This window comes from Brevibacterium sp. FME37 (assembly GCF_014897485.1).
Lineage (GTDB): Bacteria > Actinomycetota > Actinomycetes > Actinomycetales > Brevibacteriaceae > Brevibacterium.
In genome coordinates this window covers 1-25,465 of record NZ_JABUYE010000026.1, presented here as the reverse complement: position 1 = coordinate 25,465, position 25,465 = coordinate 1, and the positions used below count along the sequence as shown (strand labels likewise).

Here is a 25,465-nt window from a genome sequence, read left to right as displayed (position 1 = left end):
CACTGCCGGCAGAGTGTCAGTCGAGGGCAACCGAAATCACGCAGCGCTAGCGGAGAGATTTTGGGCGGCAGCCCCGCCGGGAGGGCGAACCCCACCAGCCGGCCACCGTCCGCTATCTTGCTATCATGCTAGCTTTATAGCTTGCTATCTCATTTGCGTGAGATATAGCCCTTCACGAACTCATCGAGAACCGCCTGCACTGTCGTGCCCTCATCGAGCACTCGCCGCTTGAACTCGGTTCGATCTTCTTCACTGACCCGGAAGATCACCTGCACCATCTTTTCGCCTTCGCTCGCCCTCGTCGATGGCTTAACCGAGATCGCATCGGCATTCGGCTGCACTGGGGTCTTGCGCCGGCTGTTGAGCTTGTTGAGATCCGCCATAGGTCTACACCTCCTGGGTGATGTGCTGGTGAACCGTAATGATCTCGTCGAGCAGATCCTCGAACCCGAACAGTTCATCAATGGGCTTGCCGTAGCTACGCTGAATTGCAGCTCGTCTGGGAATGCGGGTATCAAACGCGGCCATGTCGCTCGTCTTGATTGAGCGCCAGGTCTCCCAGGACTCCTTCTCAGACTTGCTGTAAGAGTTCAGCAGCAGAAGCGCGGGGACCTCTGCCGGCGTCCCGTTCATCGTCTCGACCGCTCGGTCGACATCGGCCCCGCCGGGGCCTGTAGGAATGATGACGAGATCCGCACGGGTGATCGCTGCGTTGATCGTCGTGGGATCGCCTGGGGCAGTATCAACTACGGTCCACATATCTCCCGTGCTTGGCTGAGTGACCTTGCGGGGGTGAATGCCGATGACGGGAAAGCTCAACCGCTGCCCGTCCCCCTCGGCGTAGTCACTCCATGCGATAGCCGACCCCTGCGGGTCCGCATCCCAGACTTCGACGTTGCGGCCGCTGCGCCGGATGGCCTCAGCCAGATATAGCGCTGTCGTGGTCTTACCGACTCCACCTTTGGTGTTCGTGATGACGATTCTCACGCTTACCTCCAATTGATAACTTGCTATCAAGTTATCAGATAGCAAGCTATAAAGCTAGCATGATAGCAAGATAGCGGACGGTGGCCGGCTGGTGGGGTTCGCCCTCCCGGCGGGGCTGCCGCCCAAAATCTCTCCGCTAGCGCTGCGTGATTTCGGTTGCCCTCGACTGACACTCTGCCGGCAGTGGGCCTCGGGCGGGGGAGGGGATGAAATTAGGGCTTACCGGGCCAGATCACATCGTCAAAACTGAGCCACACGCCAGTGAACCGACAGCGAGGATCACTCAGCTCAATGAAGATAGCGATGCCGGGATCAAGGCGCAGCGCGTGGCCGTGGCACCATTGCTCCCCATCTGTGTCCCATTCCACGCGAGCCAGGACGGGGATCTTGGGTCGCTCTGGTCGCTTTCGTGCCGTCAGGCTGTTGACCACATCCTGATAGTGCGGCACCCCACCTGAAAACTGAATCGGATGATAGGACATACATTCGATTATGGGCATCCTGAATCGAGACGTCCATGAGAGACTGCAACTCAGAATCTCGTTCGATGTCCAAAGGAGTTAATCATGTCGGGAACTCGTGAGCTGCCAAATAACACCGATGCAGCTGCTGCAGAACAAGCAATGGCAAGAACCGAGGATGAAGCTGTAGCGGCACAAACTCACGCCATCCTTGCTCTCGCGTACGAACAGAGGACGCTCGCTCTCATAGAGGCAGCCCAGCTGCGTTACGCAAGACCAGGCAAACAGACCGGGGCTGATGCGCTGTTCAACGAGGCGCTGGAGCGCCTAACCACCGACTAGTTGTACTGATCGGACACGTTGGTCAATCGTGAGAACGGCGGCAGGTTCCCGCAGGCAGTATGGGGGCGGTGGTGGTTGTAGTAGTGTAGCCAGCCAGTGAGTTCACCGCGACGCTCGGCTTCGGACGCGTAGCAGCGAGCGTAGGCCCAACCATCGGCCATGGTCCGGTGGAAGCGTTCAACCTTCCCGTTGGTCTGTGGCCGATACGGACGGGTGCGTTTGTGCGTAATGCCGCGCTCAGCGCAGATGTCTCGCCATAGGTGTGACCGGTAGGCACCTCCGTTGTCCGACAACACCCGCTCAACAATGACTCCCCGCTGGCCGAACCATTCCACTGCTCGAGACAGAACCGCAGTTGCGGTGATCGCGGTCTCGTCGTCATGGATCTCGGCGTATGCAACGCGGGAGTAGTCGTCGACGACAGTGTGGACGTAGGCCTTTCCCATGAGTGGATTGGCGTACTTGTTCCGGGGTTTGTCCGGAGTGGAGCTTCGATTTCTCTCTCCTTGCTGCCGGCCGACGTAGCGCCAACCCCCGCCGTCCGGGATGTTGCCAAGCTTCTTCACATCCACATGAATCATTGAGCCGGGATGGTCGTGCTCGTATCGTCGGATCGGTTCTCCTGTGGTCCGGTCGACATGCGATAGGCGGTTCAAGTGGACCGAGCTAAGGATGCGATGAACCGTTGATGGGGCAATACCCAAACGGACGGACAGTTGAACAGGGCCTTCGCGGAGGCGTAGACGCAGCGCGATGCAGCGGCGACTGGTCTTCGTGTCGGTCTTGTTCGGCGAGTGGTGCGGCCGCGAGGATCGGTCTCGCATCGATTGCCCTGACTGATATCTGTCGGCCCATCTCTTTACCGTGGGCCACGAGACCTGGAATCGGGCTGCGACTTCACTGATCGGCCAACCCTCATCAACGACGAGGCGGGCCACTCTCAGGCGGTGGCGCGGTGTGAGAGCAGCGTTTGGATGTGTCATGAGGTCCCTTCGAGACGGAAAAGGGGCCAGCCGATTCGGCTGGCCCCTTCAGGTTGCGAGTGCAGTTCAGCTGGTTTGCGACGCTGCCCGAATGATTTCGGCGAGGTCGCGCGGTCGGCTCCACATGGGCCAGTGCCCTGTGGGGAGGTCTATGACATCGACGTATTCGAGGTTCGCGACCTCAGCGAACATGGGGTGGCCCGCCTTGACCAGCTCCATCACCTGCTCGCCCGAGATCGAGCAGCACACCAGGGTCGTCGGGACGCGGCAGCGGGCCTCGTTCGTGAGCTCGACGGATTGACGAAGCACCGGAGCGGGCTCAGGGACGGCCTTCGTCCGGAAGCGCTCGAGTGTTTCGGCGCTCAGCCCTTCGATGCTCGCCTGCTGCCCGAGGTCATCGAACGACGGCAGAGGCAGGTCTTCAAGCTCGGCCGGGAAGTCGGATGCGAACGCAGTGCCATCGGCCACGGGGCCAGAGTCGACCCACACCACCCGGGCGACCAACTCGGGGTACCGGTCGAGGACGAGACTGACAGGGGCGTTGGCCCCGCTGTGCGCGACGAGGATCACGGGCTGATCTCCCTGCTCGGCGATCACGTCCCTGATCGCTGCCGCCTGGTCGTCGACGGTCTTCACCGCACGATCCGCGTCGTCTCCGTCGAGACCCGGCAACGTCATTGCGACAGCGTGCGTGTGATCGGTTTCGAGATGCTCAAGGACGTTGTCCCAGGCCCATGCTCCCAGCCAATGGCCAGGGATGAGGACGACAGGTCGACTGTTATTTGTTGTTGTCATGGGACAAGCCTCCCAGCCCTGGTGGACAAGAGTGTGTCACCATTTATGTCATGAATTTGTCGAGGTTTGAACGGTGAAGCGAGCCGAACGTCTGCACGCTCTGTCCGAGATGTTGCGTCGCAGCGGGGCACGGGGCGTCTCGGCCGAGCGGCTGGCGCGAGAGTTCGAAGTGTCGGTCCGCACCGTCAAACGTGACCTCGACGCGTTGGAGAACAGTGGCGCGCCAATCTGGTCCCGCCCTGGCCCGGGCGGTGGGTACGGGCTTGCCAAGGGCGCGTCCCTTCCGCCCGTCAGCCTGTCCCCGGCGCAGGCCGTCGCGCTCATGGTGGCGGTCTCCACCGCGTCCGATGCGCCCTATGCTGATCTGGCGGGGGCTGGGGTCCGGAAGATCATGGATGTCCTCGACCCCAAGACTCGAGCGCAGGCCGACGAGCTTGCCGACCGGGTCTGGGTCAATTCGCTTCCCTCTTCCTCACGCGCCATCCGGTCAGCGATAGAGGAGGCGATGGCCGAACAAAGAGTGCTCCGCATTCGCTATACGTCGCGAGAGGGCACCACAACTGCTCGTGACGTCGAACCTGTGTTGTTCGCTTCCACAAGCGGCCGGTGGTACCTGGTCGGATGGTGCCTCCTGCGCGATGCGATGCGATGGTTCGCCGTGTCGCGCATTGAGCGCGCCACCGTCACTATGACGGCCTGCAGCGGCCACACCGTTCAGGAAGTCGGGGAGCCCCCAGCGAACGCCAGGCCCGTTCATGGCCGCGACCAATGACTGCCTCGATCAACCTCTCCGGTCAGTACAACTAGTTGCCTCACGGTGCGGGGGAGTAGGCCCCCGCACCTTTGAGCGCGTTGTAGAGGGTCTGACGGGAAACGTCATAGCGGCGAGCTACCTCAGCAACGGAGATCCCCATATCCACCAGCGCTCTGCAGGCTTCAACGTCTTCCTCGTTGAGCTTGCGCTGATAGACGCCTTGAGTCTTGGCCAGCTCGATCCCCTCGCGCTGCCGCTCAAGGATCCTCGCGCGTTCGAACTGCGCCATGCCCGACAGGAACGTGAGAAAAAGCTCCTGCATGGGGGAGCTGCCGTCTTTGGAGACAGTGATGCCCTCGGAGATGAAAGTGATGGTGCAGCCCTTTTTCGTGAGAGCGTCGACGATTGAGTAGAGATCTCGGGTGTCTCGGCCGAGACGATCCAGCGAGGCAACGCGAACGTGGTCGCTCTGCCGGGCGTAGTCGATGAGGTCATTAAGGCCGGTGCGGTTGGCGCGGGACTTCCCGCTGAGTTTGTCCTTGAACGTCTTGTCACACTGGCCGATGGCTTCGTATTGCCGGCTGGGGTTCTGGTCGGCACTGCTGACTCTCACGTAGCCGAGGATCTGACCGAATAGGGCGTCTGTGGGGTTCTCTGAGTCGCTAGGCATATGTGTCCAATCGATTGAAACGTAACCCGTTTGACAGCATTCTCTCGTCTGAGATCTTGACTGCCAAAGGGGTATACCCCTTTGACATTATGCGTTGGGGCAGCAACAAGGGGCAGCGCCCGAAGGCGTCGCCCCTTGCTACTTACTCACTCAGCCGAAGAAGATCGGGCGGATGATAATGTCCCACGCTGCGCGAACGCAGTTGACACAAAATCCCCAGAACGCCCAGTTCGGCTTGCGGTTCCGCTTGGGTTCCACGATGCCTCCTAGTGCCTGGCGGCCCCAGAAAGGCAGAGCGCTCGAACCTTGACTTTCGACAAGTCTCGCGCGTATTCTCAAGGTGAACATAAACCAAGGAAATATCCTCCTGGTAGCCACTAGTTGGCGGATCAGCCCCTCGTTGGTAGCGGGGGGTTTTTCATTTGGCCCGGAGACCAAACTAGTCCGGGTCCTCTCGGGTCGAGAGCGACGCTATAACAACGGTATCAGCCGGTACTGACACGGCGTGTCTGATCGGTCGGGATCTAGCGCCGGCTGAGGACGAACGCGAAGGCCAGGGCGACGAGCAGGCCGGCGGCACCCCACGAAAGCGGGATGCCGCCCAAGAACTCGTTGAGAGCGTCAAACAGTCCCGCAATGACCGATCCCACAGCGACGCCACCGATTGGCACCCAGGCGGCTACGCCGGCGTAGCCGCCTCTGCCTGTGGCGATGAAGTTCACGGCGAAGGTGGCCGCGACTCCCGAAGCGAGCAAGCCGGCCCAGACGGCAACGTTGGGCCAGTGCCATCCCATCTCCACAGTGCGCAAATACGCGAACGCAGCGTACATGAACAGGAGCGAACCAAGGCCGGCAACGACGAGACCACCGCTGCCGTGCACAGGGATCACCAGAGAAGCGAAAATGAGAACGGCGAGAGCCACCAGCCCGAGCAAGGTGAATCCGATGTATCCCCCGACGCTTAGGGGGACGGTGATGTCAGGGGCTTCACTGAGGTTCATGTCGTTTTCCCTTCGGTAGTGGCCTGCTTGGCCACAATGTTTGTTGTGGTCGTGGTCTAAGTATTCCACGCAGCAGGGGCATCTACCGCCGATGAGCACGGAATCGCTTATTCCGGCCAAGGATCTGATCGAGGCACGCCTGCTTCGCGGCCTGGTATTCCGGGGTAGAACGGTCCTCCCGAACTTGCCGCCTGCGTGCAGCTTCGTGAACACGAGCTGCCTCTCGTTCGAGCTTCGCAGTCGCCGCTCGGCGGGTTTTACGCTGCGTGGGCGACTCGATCACACAGCCGCCTGAATCTCGCCAGGCATTGAGCCGCCAGCTCACCCAATGACCGAGACGAGCCGCCGGAATCCCATCGGCTCCTGAGTACGGCACCCACTGCCCTGCGACGAACTGACCCTGCGCTCGACCATCTGGCAGAGAGTCGAGCGCGGTGGTGAGATCTCGAAGGGTCCAGCCTGCGTTAAAGAAATCTTTAGCCAGGAATCGTAGATGTTCGGCTGAGATCTTCCCCAGCGCTGGTACTCGACGTGCCCACTCACGGCCGGCGAGACCACGCTCGTCTTTGCTGCTTGGCGTTACGTGACCAGGCCAGGCTGGCAACGTCCGAGCTGCTGGCACGTTGTCGCGGCGGCCGTCGGCCGCCTTGGTTAATGAGGGCCGCGCAGCGGCTCCTGGTGGAGTTTCTGCCTCGCGTGCGCGTGCAGGGAATTCCTTATAGCCACTTGGGGTGGGAGGGGTCTCATTTATATCCACAACGGCATCATCGACAGGTTGCGTGAGGGCGTAGACCGGGGCGTCGTTGAGGAAAGCATCGTCGCCTTTCCACCCTGCGGCCTGCTTGGCGGCAGCACTGCGGCCAGCGGCGACTCGGCCGATCCAGCCGGCTTCGTGGAGGGCGAGTAGGTGACGGGCGACAGTGGCGCGGGACATGCCTGTGCGTTCGGAGATCGTCGACCAGGTAAGTGTGTTCGTTGTCAGTGTCTTCCAGTCGGCGTTGAAGCCGATGACGCGAGCGAGCCGGCGGCGGTTCTCGCGGCCGTCTGAGCGCATGTCGAGATCGCTGATCCATTCGTCGACCGCGCGCAGCCACTTACTCTGTGAGGTCGCAAGGGTGGCCTGCATATGCAACATAGCGCGACCGCGATGCAGTGCTGAGGTCTCTTGTGTGCGGGAGGGCCGGCGGACTCGCATTGCCGGGTTCGTGCGCCAGTCCGGACGGATCTGCAGGGCGGTAGCGCCCTCGGTGGTGTGAGTCTCATCAGGACACGCGCCGACACCGTTGCTTCTGCTTTCGGGTGTGGGGTATCCTGAACTCGTCTTTGGAATCAAGAACGAGTCCTTTCGGATTCAGATCGAGCTGGTAACTCGATTAGAGATTTACTTAGAAAAGGTCACCCGTTGGAGCGGGTGGCTTTTTTTGTTGTCAGGCGATGTTGTCTAAGGGAAATGCCTCCTTCGCCGGCTGTTCTTGCTCGACCCACGTCGGCACACCGTCAAGGGTGAGATCGATGTGGGCAAGGATGAGATTCAAGGCAACTGCTTGCGAGCAGTCCAGCCGCGTTGCTGTGCGCTCGATGATTGCCTTGAGGTCAGGGTCAACTCGATGGTTAACGGCCGGCCAGTGCTTCGCCACGCCGCGTTGGTTGCGCACATTGGGCGCTTTGTCATTGCGCGAGTTCGATGCCATGAAACTCAGACTACGGGCGTGCGGTCGCACAACCGTGAAGACACGCCGGGAGATTGCCGGCAGGGCTTCATGCCAGGCGCAGCGCGTCTCCGAGGACTTCGTAGAGTTCGGACACTCGATCTGTGTTGATGGAATAGCGCACGCGTTGGCCGGAGACTCGCTGCTCTGGCAGGGGATCGGAGACCACGACGCCGATCTTTTCGAGGCCGTGCAGATGATTGTAAACAGTGTTCGAGTGCCCGACGCCCAGGTGGTCTGCAAGCTCCTTGCGGGTGGATGGTCCGAGATCGACGAGCGCGCCGATGATATGGACGCGAACGCGGTTGCCGAATGCCTCAATAGCGGCCTCCAAGAGAGCAGCATGGTCAGGTCGAACGTAGCGAGGCATAGTGCCCATCATGCCTGATTGACTCTATGAACGCTTCACCAAAAGACTAGCAGACAATTAAATTGTTTGCTTATTGAAAAGGCGTCGTTTTCAGCAGGACGTGAAAAACGGGGGTGACAAGCTCAATGGCTTGTCACCCCCGCTCATGAGACGCGCTCAGGCGTTATCCTCGGCGTGGCGGCCGGGCTGCAGGGTTCGATCAATGAGGGCGTTACTGACGGCTGCAGCAGCCTCTCGGTAGGCGGTGATCGTATCAGGGGAGAGTTGGAAGTAGTCGATCTCTCCACCGTCCTTGAGCTTCGGATCGTAGGGCACGGGCAGGACAGTGCCCACGCGGCCCTCGAACGCTGAGGCGATCTCGGTTGCTGTCAGTTCATGTGACTGGTTACTGACGGGGTTGCCCTCGTCGTCGCGGTCGATAGGTTCAGTCTCGTGCACGAGAACAACAGCATTGGCCACGAGATGATCGTGGCCGGCGGCCGAGAATGCGGTCATCATGTCGAGCGCGCGATTCTTACTGTCGTGTGAGGCAGCTACCGGGATCACGAGCTGGTGGGCGTGCTTCTGCGCTTCGGTGAAGTGTGGGGCACGAATATTGTTGCCGGTGTCGACCAGGATCATCCGGTAGAAGTGACTGAGAATGTCGTGAACCTTGCGGAATCCTTCGGCGTCGATTTGATCCTGTCGGTTCGCATTCTCGTCAGAGGCAAGAACATCGAAATGGCAATCACCCTGGTTACGCACGTAGGCGTCGAGGATACCGACACGAGCTGAGTCGATGTCGAGGAAGTGCTGCGCGCCGTCTTCGAGTAGATCCACGACGGTGCGGTGGTGGCGGTCGTCGCGTGCGCGTTCTCCGAGGGTGCCCATCGTCTCGTTGGCATCCCATGCGATAGTCGAGCCTCCACGTGTGGAGCCGATCATCGCGCCCAGAATATAGGTTGTCGTCGTCTTCCTCGCACCACCTTTGGGATTGGCAATGAGGATTGTCCGCGTGCCTTGGAAGTTCGTTTGAATGGTGCGGTTGAGCTTCATTTTATGGGCCGTGCGGCGCTCAAGGAGTGCCTGTTTGCGGGAGAGTTCTTCGGCGTCGCGCTGCTCCTGGATGCGGCGCTGCTCGGCCGCCTCTCGGCGCTGCTGTTCTTGGCGCTGCCGGCGCTGCTCAGCGTCGTGCATCCGCTGGGCGAACTCTTGCTGCCGTCGCTCGATCTCAGTCTTACCGGCCGGCAGTTTCAGAACGGCGCGCCATCCTGTGCCGGCTGGTTCTTTGGCGAGCTGCTTCCATTCGGGATCATCGGCCCACTCGAATGCAGGTTCCTCGGGGCTGGCTGGTGGTGCCGTCGGCGCTTCACTGGTTCTCATTTGCGGCTGTGCAGCCGGTTCGGTAGGTGCCGGCGGTGGCGTCGGCTGCGCGGCCGGTGCGGGATTGTGGATGCCGTTGGACCCGTCCGGGTTCACGTCGACGAGTGTGGTGCTGCCTCCTTCGATCACGCGCACTCTCACGGGTGCGCTGTGGTCCTGGGCGAGCTTGTGGGCACGGGCGACAACTTCACTGCGCAGCTCTTGATCCGTGCTTGCCTGCAGGGAGGTCGTATCTCCGTCGATAGCGAGACGAACGGTGCCGTTACCGAGGAACACGGCGGAAACGTCCGGAGTGGCGGGGTGGTTACTGGTCAACATGATTTCTCCTAATTTCGAGTCAGTAGTCAGGCTGCGAGTTGTCGGTGTGGGCTGGCTGTGTTCCCCCTGGCTCTGGCGGTGGGGTGAACGCATCGACCCTCCACGGGTTGTTCTCGGCGGTCCTGGCGACGGTGACACGCCATTCGCCGGCGTCGGTGTCGATCACGATGTACTGCAGGAGGTTGCCATCGGTCTCGGGATCTCCCACGGGTTCACCTACGGTGCAGTCAGAAATCTGGGATACGTCCGTGTTGACGTAGACCGAGCGGCCGCGTTCGCTGAGGTAGGGGACTATGCCAGCTTTCCATTCGTCCTGCGCGAGATCCGTCGAGCAGTAGGCGTTGAGTCCTGCCTTCGCTACATCGACGGGCTTGGTCTCGGTCACGTCGGCTGTGGCCGGTGGTGAGTCCTGCGTGGTCTGCGTAGACGGCTCAGGGCTGCCACACGCAGACAGCGAGAGGCTGAGTGCGCAACTGCCGGCGGCGATCAAAAACGCAACTTTAAGTTTATTCATTTGACTCCCCAAAATTCCCAATGCCACGGCTCAGGCAGGCTTCCGCTGGGTTCAGCCCAATCGGGGTGCCTCCATCCGTGGGCCGGTGCATTGTCTTTCATCCAGTTGTACTCAGGTGTTCCGAAGTTGTTGATTCCGGTGCCGAGATCCAAAGCGAGACCCCAGCCATGCTTCGACGTGCCAGGAGTGGCGGCCATATTGCCTTTGGCCTTTTTCGTCGCCACCTGTTCGTCATAGTCGCGGTAGGAATCGGTGATGCCGAGGTCATAGCCGAACTTCTTCTTAAACTTCTTGTTCAGCGAGACGAGAGGGCCAAGGCTGTCTTTGCGAACGTATTCGCCCTTCGCCCACGGGATCTCTGACATTTCACTCAACGGAATTTTGCCGTTATCGTAGCCTCCCCATGCGCCGGGTTCCTTCCATGAACCGGGCGGCGGGTAATCTCCACCTTCACCGGGTGATGAGCAGTCGCTCTCCCCGATAGTCACGGTGGTGTCTTCGAGCGCAGTAACCATGCTCTTAGCGGTTGCGACGTGGGTGGCGTAGGCGTCGGGGAATGCGCTGCGCTGGACTGCTTGAGCGGCCCCTGAGTAAGACATGTCTTTCCAGCCGTCAACGTCGGTCAGGCCGGGGATATGGCCGAATCCTGCGCCGCCTCCGGCGGACCCGTAGCCGCCGGACTCTGAGGCGGTCACGCCGTTGAAAAAGGCGGTGGAGGCATAGACGGGATCGGTGACCTGTTCGAGGCTGCCATACCAGCCGTCGAGCTGGCGTTGCTGGAACATGCCGGCGTCGCCGTCGCCGTTGGGCTTGTCAATGCCCGGTGTTGTTCCCAGCCGGGATTCTTGCATGGCGGTGATGAGTCCCACGATTTCACCCTTGCCTTCGAAACCGGTTGTTCTGGCAACTTCGATGATGATGGCGGCGTTGGTGAGTCCATCCTTGCCGTATCCGCCGATCATCTTGTCAGGCACGCCTTCAACCTTGGTGTCGTCGATGGTGCCGGTGATGGTGCATGAGGCGTTGTCCTCATTATCGGCAGCATCGCCCCAGCCAGGCAGGATCGAAACGATCGAGATCACAAGGGCAAGGACGACAACGACGACAAGAACGATCAGCCACACTTTGGCCGTGACAACGGTGCCGAGCGTGGCTGCGATGGCGTGGTAGGTCGCCTGCACGGCACGCAGAGCAACAACGACTGCTTGTTGTGCACCCTGCGCGCCCTTGAGGCCGGCGGTGAGACCTTTGTAGGCCCCACCTGCAGCCTGGCCGGCTTTCTTGGTCTTAGCTGCAGCTGCGGCGGTTTTCTTGATCGCCGCGGCGTTCTTGCGCTGGACGGTCAGGCCACTGCGTGCGGCCGTGCCAGTCTTTTTGCCTGGTTTCGCGCCGGTCATGGTGCGCCCGGCAGCCTTGCCGGCGGGGGTGCCTGTCTTCGCGGGTGTTCTGCGTGATTTCAGGCCGCCTCGAACGGACTTTTTGAGCGGATCGGCTGCGTGGTCTTGCAGCTCATCATCAGTGCTTTCGTCGTCATTGAGCATCGCAGTCGCCGTCGCTCCGGCAGCCTTGCCGGCGGCCCCGGCACTGGCGCGGGTGGCTTTGGTGGCGACGTTTCCGGCCGCGTCAGCGACGCGGCCGGTGATGCCGGGGCGTTTGTCGATGAGGCGGGTTCCGCCTCGGCGGGTGCCGATGCGTTCCTCGCGCGCATCGGCACCTGTGAGAGCTGACGTGCCTCGGTGCTTGAGTTTAAGTCCCCCGAGGTTGCCGATGACACTCGTGTCGTTGGGACGGCGCGAGTCTTTCACTGTGGCACCTCACTCCTCGAATTTCGTGTCGTAGAGCGCGAACAGGTCGGAATCGGTTGGCATCTTTCCATCGACGGGAACGATGGCGTTACCGGATCTGATGAGGCCAGTGCCGGGGGTGACGTTGTGCATGTATTTCGTCTGGTCGGAGCTGAGCCCCAGCAGTTCTTCGAGAATGTCAGCGTTCGTTTTCGACTGGCCCAGCAGGTAGAGATACTTCGAATTGGCGAGCATGAGACGGGCATCGGGGCTTTCGAGCAGTTCCTCGATGTCCTGGGTAATGCCCGTGGGTGCTGCGCCGTATTTCCGTGCCCTCTTGTAGAAGGTTTTGAAGTACTCCGAGCTGTAGGGGTTAGAGAACAGCAGGTGGAATTCGTCGATGTAGACCCATGTGCGCTTCTTCGTGTAACGGTTGGTCACAACGCGACGCCACAGCTGCTCAAGAATGACCATCATCCCGAAGGTGCGCAGCTCAGGGCCGAGCTGGGAGATGTCATAGGAAATCAGCCGTTTACGATCATCAACCGTGGTTTGCTGTGAGAACGTGTTGAGGCTGCCGACCGTGTAGATCTCAAGCGAGGCGGCCACGGCGGTCGCGTCGGCGTCCTTCGTGGCCAGCAGCTTCCCACGTAGATCCACCAGCGTCGGCTGCGGGGTGTTCTCGGGTGCGACGGCATACTCGCGATACATCTCCACGGCACAACGGTCAACGATGGATCGTTGCGGATCGGTGAGTCCATGACGGCCGCCGATGAGAGTTCCGAGCATGTTGAGCAGGCTCTCGGATTTTGTGGCGATGGGATCGCCGTCGCTCTCATCGTCGAGGTTGATGTCGAGCGGGTTGATTCGATCCGAGCTGCCTGCATGGATGCGGACCACGGACCCGCCGAAAGCGTCGACGAGTGGTTCGTATTCGTGTTCAGGGTCGATAATGATGACTTCATCATTGGGCCGGTTGGTCAACACATTCATGATGTCGTGTTTACCGGCCACGCCCTTACCCGAACCGGACTCACCGAGGATGAAGCCGTTCTGATTCGAGTTCTGTGTGCGGTCGACGACAACGGCGTTGCCAGACTGCTGGTTCAGGCCGGCATAGTTGCCGCCGACCTGGAATAGCTCTTGGGTCGTAAATGGCACGATGATCGCTGCCGAGGCTGTGGTGAGAGTGCGCCTCATCGGCAGCGCGCGAATGCCCAGGGGCAGCTCCGAGGTCAGTGCGTCACGCTGCATGTAGGACGTGAGCTCCGCCTGGCAGGAGTGCTTACGAACCACAGTCAAAGCGGTCTTGACCACCTCGTCGAGGCGTTCCCGGGTAGGCGCGGAAACACCGACTGTGAACAGAGTGGAGAACACCTTTTGGTTCGAGGCTTTCAACTCATCGCGCATTGCCTTGGCCTCAGCATCAGCGTCTTTAAGGCGCTGCGGGATCATCTCGCGGTCGTAACCGCGCTTGTCGGCCTTCTTCTGTTCGTCAATGATCTGCATTTCAAGTTCCGCGATCTGACGCTGAACGACGGCCGCGCCGTCGACCTGCTCATAGGGTTCAAGATGCAGGGACGTGACGATATCAGCCTTGATCTCGGTGAGATCCGCAACGATCCGATCAGACAGCCATGCGGGGTAATCGCGGACCCAAATGGTCTGGTGATAGGTGGCGTTGGCATTCGATGTCAGTACCAGCGGCCCGGACTTGGTCGTGCTGTCGATGCTCCACGGGGCAACGTAGTCATGTGTGCGCAGCCGCTTCTGCGGTGCGAAAGCTTCTTCGTCAAAGAAGAACGGTTCTCTCGGGCGGGTGATGTTGGAAATGACACGCATCCGGGCCTCACGATCGAGGACACTGGCGCGGCAGTCGTCGAGTGAACGCAACGTGGCCGTGGCCTCATTGCCAATGCGCAGCAGAGCACTCTCAGCTTTGTCCTGGTCGGGTTCCTGGACCGTGATCGTGATGAATTTTTCGGTCACGGTGTTACCTGAGTTTTTCGACAGTGTGCCGCGCACAATGCCGTTGAAGTCCTCACGCCACCGGTCCAGACCGTCATTTTGATATTGCTTCTGCAGCATTTGAGCGACATCGCGGTCATCGAGAACTCGGTTGAGTACCGTCTCTTGAATCCGGGTGCCGGCACCGTAGGAGTTGAGGAACTTTGCCCACTGGTCGAGCAGATCCTCTTGGCGGTCCTGACCGGCAGCGACATAGTTGATATCGGAGATGTGCAGCGTCAGGCTCCACTCGTCGGCTCCGAGCCAAGCGACACCGCTGGGCAGCAGCGCCTGATAGCCGAGAACCTCGATAACGCTCTTGGGGCGCTTGCGGTTGGCTACAGCGTTGTCGACGCCCGTGGTGCCCTTGCCGCTGTGTCGCTGATCCTTTTTCGGGAACGACGGCAGCAGCTTCTTAATGTTCGGACGGGGCTTTTTTCTTGTCTTTTTTGGTGCCTCGTCGGCTTCGGACTGGGGCAGTGGTGCCCACATTGTTGACTGATCGGTGTCCTGCGTCGCGTCCATAGCAAAGCTCCTTCGGGCTGATCTGGTAATCGAACCAGTAGGGGATGAAACGTTCGGGCTTGAGGCCCTTGGGGCGGACCCAGCCGTAAATGGCGAAGGGTACGAATATCGCGGCAGTGGGAAAGAGCGCGATGTTGGTGGCGGTACTGAAAAGTTCTGAGGTTGCTGCGTCGGTGTTAAAGAAGGCTTGCCAGCCTTGCCAATCCCATCCGGCGTTGACGAGATAGAGCCACGTCAGACCGAAAAAACACGCGATTGCGAGGGTGCCGCCGATGGTCACAGCACCGAGCTGCCTAAACGACAGTCCCGCGAATGCCTTAGCTTCGTAGGCGTGAATGTCTTTGTAGACCTTCATTTCAAGGGCCATGATTATGCGTCTCCTGTAACTTTCTTCGCCATCTTCGTCGCGGAGAAAAGGATGAAGATGAGAACGACGGGAGCGACGAAGAACATGCCGAAGTTGTTGCCCATGAACTCCCAGAGATCCTGGTCGCCAGGCTTGAGGTTGTCCCCGGTCCATGACCCCATGAGCGCTTGATAGAACTTCACCGCGAGAATGATGAAGACGCCGCTGATCCCCAGCGCTCCATAGGCTTTGAGATAGCCGATGCCGATTTGTTTCGTCTCGTCATAGGCGAGGAAAGCAATGGGCATTGAGGCGAACGTCGTCAGGAGATAGATCTGCAGGAATCGGATGAAGATGAGCACAAGTGCGACGATTCCGGCGATCTCAGCGGCAACGTAGGGGAGCATGATGAGGACGAAGACGCCGAGCTTATCAACGGTCCCGGCTCCTGTGATGTCGTCTTCGAGCTGGTCCCCGAGCTTGGGGGACTCACCACCTCCCCCGCCGACATCGGTTTCCAGGGCTGCTTGAGCAATGGTCGTGGCGATCTCGTCAATGCCTTGCAAGATCTTCATGGCACTCGCGGCGAAGACGACGATGAGGCCGGCCTTGAGCAGAATGCCGGAGATGATGCGTACACCGAGTTCGCGGTCGCCGTCGATTCTCGTCGAGGCTTGCGCGAGCATCATTGTAAGGATGATCGAGAGGATGATTGCTGTCACCGGCTTTACGGCGCTGTTGTGGATGGCCACAGCAGCGTCGTAAAGGCCGGCGTTGTAGTCCGCTGGGGACTGGGCGAGGTATTTCAGAGGGCCTGTCGGTCCACCCGACAGGGCGTTGAGCATCGAGATCAGAAGATCATCCATTGCTCGTTGCCTCCGTTCTTACGTCCGGTATCAAAATCCGGGGTCGATGGTTTTGAACAATGCGGCTGCGGCGATGATGAGGCCACCGCCGACGACCTGCCAGATACCGGACTGGGTCTGTGGGCCGTTCTGGTCTTTGAGGCCGCCGGCGAGGACGACGGCTCCCCACACGAGCCAGACGCCTCCGCCGAGAACGGCTGCGGTACTCATGAGTCCGAGGATGGTGTTGAGCATGATGTGAGTCCTTTCGGTATGTATGTACTAGAATAACACTTAACGGAAGGTGTGCAAGTGATCACCAGCCGGCGACTATATTAGGTGACGTGATGAAACTGACAGACGACGAAGCAAAGGCGCTGGGCCACTTGAACCCGCGCCGATTTGAAATCTTGCTGCGCTGCCTGAATCTGGATGATCCTTTCACTGCTGGGGACGTTCTTAATGGGCTAAGGGAAGACGGCGACGAAGATATATCAGCGTCGGCGCTCTCCCGGGATCTTAGAGGGTTAGAGTCCGGTGGCCTGCTCGTGGGTGACCCACCAGTACTTGAAGCACGGAAGGGCCGGACGGTCCATTTCCACACAACTGAGATGGCTGAAAAGCTATTCGACCAGCTCAACAGCCATGTCGTCTCAGTGTTGGAGGGCCGGGGCCTTCGCTGAGCGGAACGGATAGAGACCGCGCACAAGCAAGATAGCGTCACGGTCTGACATGCGCTCGATCTCGTCCTTAGTCATCAGCGGCCGCTTGAGGATCTGCCCCTGTTCGGACCAGCTGCCCTGAGCGCCTTTGGTTTGGCTCGTGTTCGTCGATCTCACCGTCTGATCGCCAAGGCGGGTGCTCATCCAACGCAGCGTTTCTTCCTCGGTTGAACCGAGGAACAGGTGAGAGTCACAGTTACCAACGATGGTGGCCCAGTTGTCGCGGTAGAGGGCCTTACCCTGCGAGTACATCTGCACGATGATGCTCGCGCTGATTCCGCGTGAGCGAATCGTTGCGATCATCCGCTCGAAGTTCGGGATCTTGCCGATGTTGGCGAACTCATCGAGGAAGCAATGGACCTGCCGAGGCAGCCGGCCCTTCTCGGTGTGGTCGGCTTCGTAGATGTTCTTCTCAAACAGCGTTGACCAAAACAGCGAGGCGAAGAACGTGAACGCACCATTGCTGTCGGGCAGCTCAAGGAACAGCGCCATTTTCTCGAAGCCAAGGCGGTCGAGGCTGAGAGTGTCATGGTCGAGGATGCGGCGCACGCTCGTCATGTCCAGCGGCGCTAGGCGCACTCCGAGACTGATGATGATGCTCTTTTTCGTCTCGCCGGCACCCTGCTCGAACGTGCGGTACTGCCGGCAGGCGAATGCGAGAGTTTCCATGATCGGATCTCGCTGGGAACCGTTGGATTCCCACTCATCGACGACTCCGCGCAGCGCGTCGAACATCGCATCGACTTCTGAGGCTTGCTCGGCCTGTTTCCCCTCGAATGCCTGCATCTGCTTCGCCAGGTCGCTAACGTCGACCAGGCTCGGCTTCTTCCCCTCGGACTCCGCGCCCATGCCGTAGACGTAGGCACACAGTGCGGTCATGAGAGCCTTTTCAGCACGCTCGAAAAACTGTGCGTTTCCGGCACTCTGAGCCTGCTGTGATGAGGTGTTACTCATGATGGCCTCGACCATCTGAGCAATCGAGGTCTCTGGGCTGCCCTCGTCGAAATACTGCATGGGGTTAAAGCCGTCCGATTCGGCTAAGTCAACAAGGTTGAAGCACTTGACCGCGTAACCGCGTGACTCAAGCGATGCGCGCGTTTCCCGGCGCAGCTCGCCCTTGGGATCGGTAATAGCGAACGACGTATCCAGACGAGAGAGATTCGGGATGACGTAATGCCGAGACTTACCCGAACCAGAGGCACCGATGACAAGCACGTTGTTGTTGCGCTGTGTCTTGCGAGAGTCAATGCTCAGCCCCTCAGTCGCAGTCAGCTGCAACCGCTGGGCGGGGTCTTTATCGGTAAACGGGTCGAACTCCTTCGACTTGGCCCAGCGAGCACTTCCGTGTTCCTCGCCCGGTCGGGTGTTGCGTCGCTTCGTGGCCTGATAGAGCACGATGAGGCCGATGAGAACGACGACAATACCGCCGGCGATGAGATCTGGTTTCTCCATCGACAGCGCGAAAGGTTTCGAGCTGAGGCGATTCCACCACTCATCCGGGATCTTGTCATAGGGGGTGCTGCCGGCAATGGCTGAGCGCACAACCTCGCTGAGCCTGTCCGTCAATACGAAGACGACGAGAGCGAGCACGAGCACTCCCCCAGCCATTCCTCCTGTGCGTTTCATCGTCCACTGTCCTTTCGTTAACGTTTGCTGGTGTCTTTGCCGTGTTGCCGGCTATCGCTTCAACCCTTGGGAGGGCACATCGAGCTTGGGAGCCTTCTTCGGGGCTTCGGCCTTAATCTCTGCTGCGCGGGTCTTGACCTTCTGCCTGAGTTCCTTCTGCATCTGCTCGGTCTCTGCTTTTGACCGCTTCGCAGTGGGCGCAGTCTCGGCCTTCTTCGGCTTCACACCCTCGCTGCCCTTCTGCTGTAGATCCTTACCCTGCTCCGGGGTTTTAGCGGCTTCGCCCGTCCGGCTATCGCCGGCCTTCGGGGCCGCTTCGGACTGCTCCTGCTTAGGAGCACCTGAGTCGCCGGGCTGGCCCTGCTTCTGAGTCTGATTGGGCTCGTCCCGTTCGAGGTTGCGATCTTGCTTGCGTTCTCGTTTGGCGTCGACGGCTTCGGCAGCTCGTTCGAGGGAATCTGCGACAACCTGGGCGTCATCGCCTCGCACATGCAAAATGTGCTGGACTTTCCCGTCGATCTTCTCGCGCTCGATAGCGTAGTGAACGCCCCGGCCTTTGAGGTTCTTCTCAAGTGCTTGCATTACGTCTTTGTCGTCGAGTGAAACGACTTCGCGGCCGGCTCTGCTCGGCAGCTCTGAAAGTTCCTTCATACTGACCTGACCGCCAGGCTTTTGCACAGCCGCCATCGTCCACTTGAGACTGGTAGCCGCCATACTCAAACCCTTCGAGGCAATCGCCTTTGACAGACCATCGACCCGAGCAGCTACGAATCGAACCGATACCTGCGCGCCAGAGCGTGTGACATCGCTGGCTACTCGTTCGATCTTTTCTTCACCGTTGTCTATCGGTGCCATGTCCTGTTCCCTTCATCATCATCTCGGTTACGTTTGGGTTGGTTGGCATAGATCTCGGCTGCGTCTCGTTCAATGCGTTCCTTCAACGTCATTTCCCGGTCATCCTGTGATTCCCGGTGCCGCTGTTCATGGCGAGTCTCAAGCCGGTTATTCGACACGTTGAGAACATCGCCATCCCCATCGCCTTGCAAGAGATCTCGTCTTAGATCTTCCTCGGCCTCGGCGCGATCCGTCGCGAAGTCATCGCGAGTCTGCTCGACTCCACTGGCAGCATTGTTCCGCTGCACTCGCGCCAGAATCTCCGACGCGCGCGCTTCAACGCGCTCTCGGACGTCTGCGTGCGGGTCCGGCTGCCCGTGGTCCTCAGTCGGGGCTGCTGCGTTTTGGTGCAGCTCGTCCGGCTGTGTGCGGTCCTCGTCCTCTGCCAGGCTCAATGCGTCGGCCTCGTTGTCTGCGGCCTGCTTTTGAAGGATCTGCTGCGCTCGTTGCTCCACTCGTTCCTTCACGGTCAACTCCCTACTCTCGTTCGGTGTTGAGAACTCAGCGGCCGGCTCTGGTCGCTGCTCGATCTGTTTGTCATCAATGACTTCGAGCGCGGTGATATCGCGCTGGACTGTCGACAACTCGCGTTCAGTGTTGCGCAATGCAGCGGCCAGCCCGTCAAGGCGTTCTGGTTTAGCGTTCGGATCATCTAGAGCATCGGTCGCGGCGACAAGCTGCGTCTGATATTGAGCCTTGAGGACTCCGACCCTGTTCCGAGCTGCGGCCAGACCATCGCGGACCTCGCCCGTTGGTGCCCACCGAAGGCGAGCATTTACCCGATCTTCGAGGTTCCGCAGTTGACCAAGTTGTTTGTGCCAGGAATGGAGCTGGTTAAGGTCGATGCCGCCAATCGAGGCCACTCGCGTCTGGGCCATTCGTGGCTGTCCAAACCACTGATAGAGATCCTTCGTTTCGACGTGCCGCACGTACCGGCCTTGTCGATCTGAAAGTGCGTGATCGCCATGAGCGGGGATATAGGCGCGCATGGTTCGCCCGTGTTCCACGATCTGGTTACGGGCCAATGTCAGCGCGAGCTGGCCCTTAGTACCGGGAATTCTCACACGCACTGAGTGTTCGTCCTCAGACAGAATCATGGACTGGTCGACGTCAATTCGGTTGACCTCCTGGCGTGCCAGTCGAGCCATGATCGCAGATTCAGTAAACGCCTCACCCAGCCGGTAATCGCGCACAGCGCGTTTCTGGTCCTCAGCCCGGAATGACAGACTTCCTTGACGCCGGCTGATCTCAATTCCAGACAGACGCAGTTGCCCTTCAAGTTCGTCGAATGATCGTGCGAACTGCGCTGCCTTGTCGATCTCTGTCTGCAAAAAGCGCTTGTGACTCGTACCTTTAACCACGAGATAGATATCTGCCAGGCTCTTTCCGGTGGGCAGCTTCGGTGGTTCTGGCATCACCGACAGACCTTCTTTGAGGCAAAGGTCATCGCTGATATGGCGCAGTCGAGAGATCGTGTCTCTCTGGCACCGGAACTTTCGCCCGGTGTCCATGTTCACGGCGTTAAAGATTATGTGGTTGTGTACGTGATCTTTGTCGACGTGCGTTGCAATCATGTACTCATGAGATCCGCCTGTCATACGCTCAGCGAAATCCACGCCGACCCGATGAGCAGTCTCAGCACTCATCGTTTCATTCGGATCAAATGACTGGATGACATGATGAGCAAGCACCGAACCTTGACGCGCTCCGCGCCCTGTTCGCTCGGAAGTATCGGCCATCATTGCCGCAACTGCGTTATGGTCCGATGGGTCAATCACTGCCGCATTGGTCGAAACAAACACGCCACCCTGCGTGGCATCATCGCGCGCAATATAGGCCAACGCCTTACCAAGGGTTGACTTGATCTGACCCATCTTCACATAGGCCATTACTACTCGATCCGCCTGAATTCTTCGAGAATCACAGACTGAATCTCGCGCAACAGTCCCTTAACTGCACGCACCTGCTCCGATGTCGATTCCTGCTCAATGTTGGCCAGTCGAGCGATCTGGTTAACGTTATTGCCAACTCGCGCAAGCTCAGCTCTCAACTCTTGCGGATCGAAAGCCTGACGCACAACCTTCACCTCAGACTCAAGGCAGGCACGACGAGCGAAGCTGTCGAAAGAACGATCATTTGCAACCGTCATTCTCGCCTCCACTCTCTCCCACTCAGCCTCCGAGAAGCTGACCATCTTGCGAATCGGTCGCTCGCGCCTCGCATCAGCCAACTCTCAGATCCTCCCGCGTAGCGGTATCGGGTTCGGGGCTTGCCCCGTACAAATCAGCCTCTCGGCTGATCGCAAATGGTTGCCATTTGCTATGCTTGCTCCGGCTTCCGCCGGCATCTACAGTTGATCTTACAACGCAACTTAGACTGTGGCTACCGATTTTCGAGGTAGCCTGAGACCCAGGCACACTCGGACTAAACAGGAGGGCATCATGGCTGACATGATCGACGAGATTCTTAAAGCCGACGAAGAAGCATTGAAAGCCAAACGAGCACGGCTGCAGACGCTTTCTAAAAAACTGGATGCAGCTCGTCAGGCGATCAATGAAGCACAGACTGCCGTTACAGAAGTGACCTCGCAAGACGGCCTCACGCGTGCCGATGTGGCGAAGACGTTCGAGCTGACTTCACAGGAACGTCGCGTGCTCATGCCGGCAAAGAAGCCGGCAGTGAAAACAGACGATCCGGCACCCGTCGATCCGCCTACTGCCGGGCAGCCGGCGGCGTACTGATCGAGACATAAAGAAGGGCCTCCACCATCATCGGTGGAGGCCCTTCTTGGCGTCGCCTATTCGTCTCGTAGCTTCGCGTCTCTCATCCAATCAAAGTTCGCATCATCGCTCACATCTGTCTTCTTCGTGGTGATCTTCCGATATAGAAATTTGACCGTGAGCACGACCCCAACCGTGATTCCAGCCAACGCCCACATGACGCCAGAGAACACCAGAACCACAGCCTGAAGGAGTGCGTCACAGATGACGCCAAGAACGGCGAGCACAAGTCGCATCCCGCCTTTGATGAGCAGTACGAGCAGCGTCGTTGCCAGACTCGCGGCGATGATTCCTAGAATCCACATTGCGGCTCCCTGGGTTGCTGATCTGGTCTCAAGTACATCACACGCTCATGTCACGGTCTACGCATCACAGCTTCGGTCCGCGCTGACTCGGAGGATCTGCACGCGGCGGCCGAGGCCCGTCCGGTCCCTTTCGTTCGCGGAGATTCTTCTGCACTTTCTCCCGGATCTGCCTTTGCTGTGCCTGTCGATCCATCGGCTTATCCAACCTCGGGATAGGCCCCTTACGCTCAACAGCGATCTCGTTGAATACGTAGAACATCGGGCGCGGATCAACCGGGCCAGCAGCAGACGGCAGCCGCGAACGCGCCGACATCTCATTCCAGATGTCCGGGGTCGTTCGATTGAAGTCGAGGGTGAATGGCGACTGGTCGGCCACATGGTGCATAAACGCCTTCGCCGTCCTCCCGTTGCCCTCACGGAACGGATGTGCCTGGTTCAGATGCGTAAAGACTTCGGCAGTGCGTACCGCGAAGTCAGTCTGTTTGAGCTTGTCCCACTGAGTGCCGGCGACGAGATCTCGAACAGTGTCGAGATGCCGGCCCACTGAGCCATCTTCGAGCAGCGCGAACGCGTGGCCTTTGACGAGATCAACCGTGCGATATTGCCCCGCCCACTCATAAATGTCTTGGAACAGATACCCGTGGATCGAGGTCACATGCTCAGCGTCGAATGTTCTCTGGATACCGGCGGACCCTGAGAGAACGTCCTCGAAACGGTCATTGACCAAACCGTACTCAGCCCTTCGAAGGACGCTTGAGTCGCGTTCGCCAAGGAGGTTTTTCAACGTGCCATGCTCGAATGCCGCATCATAAGTTTCGGGGTAGAAGTACGATTCCCACGTATCGAATTTCTCAGCCATCAGATCGCGGTTGTCTCCGTCTTCCGACTGCGCTCAGCTGCAGCGAGCACCCGTCGTTTGTATTCCTCTCTGTCGATAGCTCCCCGTACTCGATCAGTCAGGTTCTCCACGTCTTCGCGATTCGGTTCCCATCCCTCATGCCAGGCAGCCGCGAACGACTCAACAACATTGCGTCGCTGTGTCTCGTCGAGCTGCGCGAACAACTCCGGCCAACGCTGCTCAATATCCAAGTACTCACTCATGACATTTCACCTTCCTGTCGTAACTCCATTTTATCGGGCGCACTCAGGCTGCGGGGCCTGAGAACGAAGTGACTCATACTCACCAAACCGGGCAATGTCCGGCGCTGAGTGATAGATCTCTGCCAGCCCGGCCGCCAACAGCTCCGCGCTGAGATCCTTCCCGTCACTCTCGACATAAGCCAAGCGTCTCCCATAACGGTCCTGGGCCGGCTGCGCATCATCAGCACGCAGCTCGACCTCATCGCCGGCTATAAGGTCCTCGGTCATCTCCCGTGCTTCCTCTCCACACGGCTCGCCGGCTTCATCGCCGCCGTGGGAAATCTCCGGGGTATCAATCCCCAGAAAGCGCACCTTCTGCTCATCACCCCTGTCGTCGACGACGATGGTGTCACCGTCGATGACACGAACCAGCTCGACTCGTGACGGATCGCTGACAGTCTCCGAGACTGCAGGGGCATCGGCCACTGGGCCGCCGGCCGTACAGCCGGCCAAGGCGACGACTGAGGCCACACACGCGACCTTGCGCATCATCCGAACCACGCACCCATCTTGATAACCATCGTGACAATGAAAAACAGCCCCAGCGCGACCGCGACTCGATAAGCCGTGCGCCGGCTGTGCCGGCTCTTGGTCGCCGCGTGATGTTGCTCGGCTTCCATGTGCTGGGTCATCCGCTGCCCTGAGCGTCTACCCATCACCACGCACGCGATAGTCCCCGCCAGCAAGAACAGTGGCGAGACGATCTCGAACACAGTCCCGATCATCGTCAACATGCCCGTCTACCTTTCAGCTGCAGCCATACTCTCCCCGCTCGGGGGCCAACTATCATCGCTATCTATCGTCCAGTTCATCCCGCGTTCGCGGCTACATCGGCCGGCCGGCGTGGCCTCTGTTGGCATCGACCGGCGGGAATGGTTCACCGTCGTTGTACTTCGCTTCTAGCCGTTCAACCTCGGCTAGCACTGCTGCGTTAATGAACTCCGACATACTGCGGTGGCCTTCGTCGAGTCGCGTGGCCAAGACAGCGCCACGCACTCGGGCGGTATCCTCCCGGCGCTGATAGAAACTCACCTTGTGCGGGTACGTCTTCTTCTCGTCGCCGTTCACCATTCGTCAGCTCTCCCTGCCGACCACAGCAGCCGCCATTGCGGGTGCTTCTTCGTCTTCACTGCAATGCCTGCCTCATCATCAACGGCGATATCGAATGCCCAGCCGGTCAGATCATCAACAGACCGCTCCTGAACCCACTTCTCGCCGGCCGCGATCGCGCCAGCCTCGCCGGCTTGGTAGCTCTCCCAAATCGCGATGGCTTCTGCCTCCATCGTTTCGTAATCAGGCACCAGCGCACGAAGACACCCACAAGGCTCGTCGGCTCCGTGATGATGTCCGATGCACCGATCATCGGGGCAGCCGCACTCGTCGCCTCCCCAGACCGGGCTTCCAGAACCCCAGTACCGCGCCCATGCAATCTCAGTGATCGGCACGTTCGCTGATCCGTATAGATATCTGCGTGCATCCTCGTTTAGATACGTCATGATTGCCTGCCTCTCCCCGGCCGAGTGTAGCCGTGAGCTCAATAATAGTACTATTCATGAGATAGCGGGATCTCAGCCGAGCTTCGAAATGCAATCGGGCCGGAATCCTGACCAGTGCGTCTCTTCATCGACGACGACAATCGGGGCTTGCATGTACCCGAGATCATTCATCACCCATTCGAGGGCGTCTACATTCTCAGGCAGAGTGAGATCTCGATATTCCCAGTCAACACTTTCTTGCAGCCCTTTGCCAGCCAGCGCCCTGCCTGTGGCGTGGCACTGAACGCATCCTGGCTTACTGAAAACGGTAATCATGGCAACCTCCTAAGTGAGTATAGTACTAATCGTACTATATGAGCATCCGTCAGGCAACACTTTTCGAGGAATCATGGGTGATCTTCTAAGCGAAAATAGCCTGCGGCCTGATCCTTTGATCGCATTGGAACTTGACCTTCATCGCCTCAGCCCTCTGCCCACATTGACCACTCTCATCAACCTCAAGCCAGCCTCAATGCAGCCCACCGGATCGCCAGCTTCACTGCCGGAAATATCTGACTTGGCTTCGATTCCTACTTTGAACACTGCCGGCAGAGTGTCAGTCGAGGGCAACCGAAATCACGCAGCGCTAGCGGAGAGATTTTGGGCGGCAGCCCCGCCGGGAGGGCGAACCCCACCAGCCGGCCACCGTCCGCTATCTTGCTATCATGCTAGCTTTATAGCTTGCTATCT

At 59.3% G+C, this 25,465-nt stretch carries 33 protein-coding genes; 4 read left to right on the top strand and 29 right to left on the bottom strand.

Annotation, left to right across the window (positions count from 1 at the left end; genetic code table 11):
• Positions 1-149: 149 nt before the first annotated feature.
• From INT29_RS19250 to INT29_RS19240, 3 genes are all read right to left on the bottom strand, one after another.
• Positions 150-383 (bottom strand): hypothetical protein, encoded by a 234-nt coding sequence (locus INT29_RS19250; RefSeq protein WP_193073153.1) that lies wholly within the window; start codon positions 381-383, stop codon positions 150-152.
• A 4-nt stretch (positions 384-387) separates the two neighbouring features.
• Positions 388-987, bottom strand: coding sequence for an AAA family ATPase (locus INT29_RS19245; RefSeq protein ID WP_193073151.1), 600 nt, complete (start codon positions 985-987; stop codon positions 388-390).
• 212 nt (positions 988-1,199) lie between these two features.
• Positions 1,200-1,469 (bottom strand): hypothetical protein, encoded by a 270-nt coding sequence (locus INT29_RS19240; protein ID WP_193073149.1) that lies wholly within the window; start codon positions 1,467-1,469, stop codon positions 1,200-1,202.
• Positions 1,470-1,553: 84 nt separating this feature from the next.
• Here INT29_RS19240 and INT29_RS19235 point away from each other — a divergent pair, with 84 nt between their 5' ends.
• On the top strand, positions 1,554-1,790 hold the full coding sequence (locus INT29_RS19235) for a hypothetical protein (RefSeq protein WP_193073147.1): 237 nt from the start codon (positions 1,554-1,556) through the stop codon (positions 1,788-1,790).
• On the opposite strand, the gene INT29_RS19230 is transcribed toward INT29_RS19235, so the two are convergent.
• Both INT29_RS19230 and INT29_RS19225 read right to left on the bottom strand, forming a co-directional pair.
• Positions 1,787-2,773 carry an IS481 family transposase gene (locus INT29_RS19230; RefSeq protein ID WP_193073145.1) on the bottom strand — a complete coding sequence of 329 codons (987 nt, stop codon included), beginning with the start codon at positions 2,771-2,773 and terminating at the stop codon, positions 1,787-1,789. The two genes, INT29_RS19235 and INT29_RS19230, sit on opposite strands and share 4 nt — an antisense overlap.
• A 66-nt stretch (positions 2,774-2,839) precedes the next feature.
• Positions 2,840-3,568: an alpha/beta fold hydrolase gene (locus tag INT29_RS19225; RefSeq protein WP_193073143.1), complete on the bottom strand. Its 729-nt coding sequence runs from the start codon at positions 3,566-3,568 to the stop codon at positions 2,840-2,842.
• Between the two features lie 73 nt (positions 3,569-3,641).
• Between INT29_RS19225 and INT29_RS19220 the strand changes: the two genes are divergently transcribed.
• The gene (locus INT29_RS19220) at positions 3,642-4,340 is read left to right on the top strand and encodes a helix-turn-helix transcriptional regulator (RefSeq protein WP_193073141.1); all 699 of its coding nucleotides are present in this window, start codon (positions 3,642-3,644) and stop codon (positions 4,338-4,340) included.
• Between the two features lie 40 nt (positions 4,341-4,380).
• Here the strand turns inward: INT29_RS19220 and INT29_RS19215 are convergent, their stop codons facing one another.
• From INT29_RS19215 to INT29_RS19160, 12 genes are all read right to left on the bottom strand, one after another.
• Entirely contained in the window at positions 4,381-4,992 is a 612-nt protein-coding gene (locus INT29_RS19215; RefSeq protein WP_193073139.1) for a recombinase family protein, read from the bottom strand.
• Positions 4,993-5,516: 524 nt separating this feature from the next.
• Entirely contained in the window at positions 5,517-5,993 is a 477-nt protein-coding gene (locus INT29_RS19210; RefSeq protein WP_193073137.1) for a hypothetical protein, read from the bottom strand.
• An 82-nt stretch (positions 5,994-6,075) separates the two neighbouring features.
• On the bottom strand, positions 6,076-7,326 hold the full coding sequence (locus INT29_RS19205; protein WP_193073135.1) for a helix-turn-helix domain-containing protein: 1,251 nt from the start codon (positions 7,324-7,326) through the stop codon (positions 6,076-6,078).
• 94 nt (positions 7,327-7,420) lie between these two features.
• Positions 7,421-7,684 carry a hypothetical protein gene (locus INT29_RS19200; RefSeq protein ID WP_193073133.1) on the bottom strand — a complete coding sequence of 88 codons (264 nt, stop codon included), beginning with the start codon at positions 7,682-7,684 and terminating at the stop codon, positions 7,421-7,423.
• Positions 7,685-7,751: 67 nt separating this feature from the next.
• Complete coding sequence (locus INT29_RS19195) at positions 7,752-8,072, bottom strand: ArsR/SmtB family transcription factor (RefSeq protein ID WP_193073131.1); 321 nt, start codon at positions 8,070-8,072, stop codon at positions 7,752-7,754.
• A gap of 156 nt (positions 8,073-8,228) precedes the next feature.
• The gene (locus INT29_RS19190) at positions 8,229-9,752 is read right to left on the bottom strand and encodes a MinD/ParA family protein (protein ID WP_193073129.1); all 1,524 of its coding nucleotides are present in this window, start codon (positions 9,750-9,752) and stop codon (positions 8,229-8,231) included.
• 19 nt (positions 9,753-9,771) lie between these two features.
• Entirely contained in the window at positions 9,772-10,266 is a 495-nt protein-coding gene (locus tag INT29_RS19185) for a hypothetical protein (RefSeq protein ID WP_193073127.1), read from the bottom strand.
• Positions 10,263-12,071 (bottom strand): M15 family metallopeptidase, encoded by a 1,809-nt coding sequence (locus tag INT29_RS20705; protein ID WP_319020947.1) that lies wholly within the window; start codon positions 12,069-12,071, stop codon positions 10,263-10,265. The genes INT29_RS19185 and INT29_RS20705 overlap by 4 nt, the downstream gene beginning before the upstream one ends.
• Before the next feature lie 9 nt (positions 12,072-12,080).
• Positions 12,081-14,582 (bottom strand): VirB4-like conjugal transfer ATPase, CD1110 family, encoded by a 2,502-nt coding sequence (locus tag INT29_RS19175; protein WP_193073125.1) that lies wholly within the window; start codon positions 14,580-14,582, stop codon positions 12,081-12,083.
• Complete coding sequence (locus INT29_RS19170; RefSeq protein WP_193073123.1) at positions 14,473-14,949, bottom strand: PrgI family protein; 477 nt, start codon at positions 14,947-14,949, stop codon at positions 14,473-14,475. The genes INT29_RS19175 and INT29_RS19170 overlap by 110 nt, the downstream gene beginning before the upstream one ends.
• Positions 14,950-14,951: 2 nt before the next feature.
• Positions 14,952-15,794 carry a type IV secretion system protein gene (locus INT29_RS19165; protein ID WP_193073121.1) on the bottom strand — a complete coding sequence of 281 codons (843 nt, stop codon included), beginning with the start codon at positions 15,792-15,794 and terminating at the stop codon, positions 14,952-14,954.
• 30 nt (positions 15,795-15,824) lie between these two features.
• Positions 15,825-16,028 (bottom strand): hypothetical protein, encoded by a 204-nt coding sequence (locus INT29_RS19160; protein WP_193073119.1) that lies wholly within the window; start codon positions 16,026-16,028, stop codon positions 15,825-15,827.
• Positions 16,029-16,120: 92 nt separating this feature from the next.
• On the opposite strand from INT29_RS19160, the gene INT29_RS19155 reads away from it, so the two are divergent.
• Entirely contained in the window at positions 16,121-16,456 is a 336-nt protein-coding gene (locus INT29_RS19155) for a helix-turn-helix domain-containing protein (protein ID WP_193073117.1), read from the top strand.
• Here INT29_RS19155 and INT29_RS19150 read toward each other — a convergent pair.
• The 4 genes from INT29_RS19150 to mobC form a co-directional block, all read right to left on the bottom strand.
• On the bottom strand, positions 16,427-18,121 hold the full coding sequence (locus tag INT29_RS19150; RefSeq protein WP_193073115.1) for a VirD4-like conjugal transfer protein, CD1115 family: 1,695 nt from the start codon (positions 18,119-18,121) through the stop codon (positions 16,427-16,429). The two genes, INT29_RS19155 and INT29_RS19150, sit on opposite strands and share 30 nt — an antisense overlap.
• A 51-nt stretch (positions 18,122-18,172) precedes the next feature.
• Positions 18,173-18,808, bottom strand: coding sequence for a DUF3801 domain-containing protein (locus tag INT29_RS19145; protein WP_226829893.1), 636 nt, complete (start codon positions 18,806-18,808; stop codon positions 18,173-18,175).
• Between the two features lie 155 nt (positions 18,809-18,963).
• Positions 18,964-20,904, bottom strand: a complete 1,941-nt coding sequence (locus tag INT29_RS19140) for a relaxase/mobilization nuclease domain-containing protein (protein WP_193073111.1) — start codon at positions 20,902-20,904, stop codon at positions 18,964-18,966.
• A gap of 2 nt (positions 20,905-20,906) precedes the next feature.
• Positions 20,907-21,245: a plasmid mobilization relaxosome protein MobC gene (mobC, locus tag INT29_RS19135; protein WP_404802002.1), complete on the bottom strand. Its 339-nt coding sequence runs from the start codon at positions 21,243-21,245 to the stop codon at positions 20,907-20,909.
• Positions 21,246-21,456: 211 nt separating this feature from the next.
• Between mobC and INT29_RS19130 the strand changes: the two genes are divergently transcribed.
• The gene (locus INT29_RS19130; RefSeq protein ID WP_193073094.1) at positions 21,457-21,756 is read left to right on the top strand and encodes a hypothetical protein; all 300 of its coding nucleotides are present in this window, start codon (positions 21,457-21,459) and stop codon (positions 21,754-21,756) included.
• Between the two features lie 56 nt (positions 21,757-21,812).
• Here INT29_RS19130 and INT29_RS19125 read toward each other — a convergent pair whose 3' ends face one another.
• The 8 genes from INT29_RS19125 to INT29_RS19090 all read right to left on the bottom strand — a co-directional run bounded on the left by INT29_RS19125 (position 21,813) and on the right by INT29_RS19090 (position 25,051).
• Entirely contained in the window at positions 21,813-22,100 is a 288-nt protein-coding gene (locus INT29_RS19125) for a hypothetical protein (RefSeq protein WP_193073092.1), read from the bottom strand.
• Between the two features lie 64 nt (positions 22,101-22,164).
• Complete coding sequence (locus INT29_RS19120) at positions 22,165-22,959, bottom strand: Fic/DOC family protein (RefSeq protein ID WP_193084657.1); 795 nt, start codon at positions 22,957-22,959, stop codon at positions 22,165-22,167.
• Complete coding sequence (locus INT29_RS19115; protein ID WP_193073082.1) at positions 22,959-23,201, bottom strand: hypothetical protein; 243 nt, start codon at positions 23,199-23,201, stop codon at positions 22,959-22,961. Before INT29_RS19115 ends, INT29_RS19120 begins: the two co-directional genes overlap by 1 nt.
• A 30-nt stretch (positions 23,202-23,231) precedes the next feature.
• Positions 23,232-23,732, bottom strand: a complete 501-nt coding sequence (locus INT29_RS19110) for a thermonuclease family protein (RefSeq protein WP_226842257.1) — start codon at positions 23,730-23,732, stop codon at positions 23,232-23,234.
• On the bottom strand, positions 23,729-23,974 hold the full coding sequence (locus INT29_RS19105; RefSeq protein ID WP_193073078.1) for a hypothetical protein: 246 nt from the start codon (positions 23,972-23,974) through the stop codon (positions 23,729-23,731). Before INT29_RS19105 ends, INT29_RS19110 begins: the two co-directional genes overlap by 4 nt.
• 91 nt (positions 23,975-24,065) lie before the next feature.
• The gene (locus tag INT29_RS19100; RefSeq protein WP_193073076.1) at positions 24,066-24,311 is read right to left on the bottom strand and encodes a ParB family protein; all 246 of its coding nucleotides are present in this window, start codon (positions 24,309-24,311) and stop codon (positions 24,066-24,068) included.
• Entirely contained in the window at positions 24,305-24,541 is a 237-nt protein-coding gene (locus INT29_RS19095) for a hypothetical protein (RefSeq protein WP_193073074.1), read from the bottom strand. The genes INT29_RS19100 and INT29_RS19095 overlap by 7 nt, the downstream gene beginning before the upstream one ends.
• A gap of 267 nt (positions 24,542-24,808) precedes the next feature.
• On the bottom strand, positions 24,809-25,051 hold the full coding sequence (locus tag INT29_RS19090; RefSeq protein WP_193073073.1) for a glutaredoxin domain-containing protein: 243 nt from the start codon (positions 25,049-25,051) through the stop codon (positions 24,809-24,811).
• Positions 25,052-25,465: the final 414 nt, after the last annotated feature.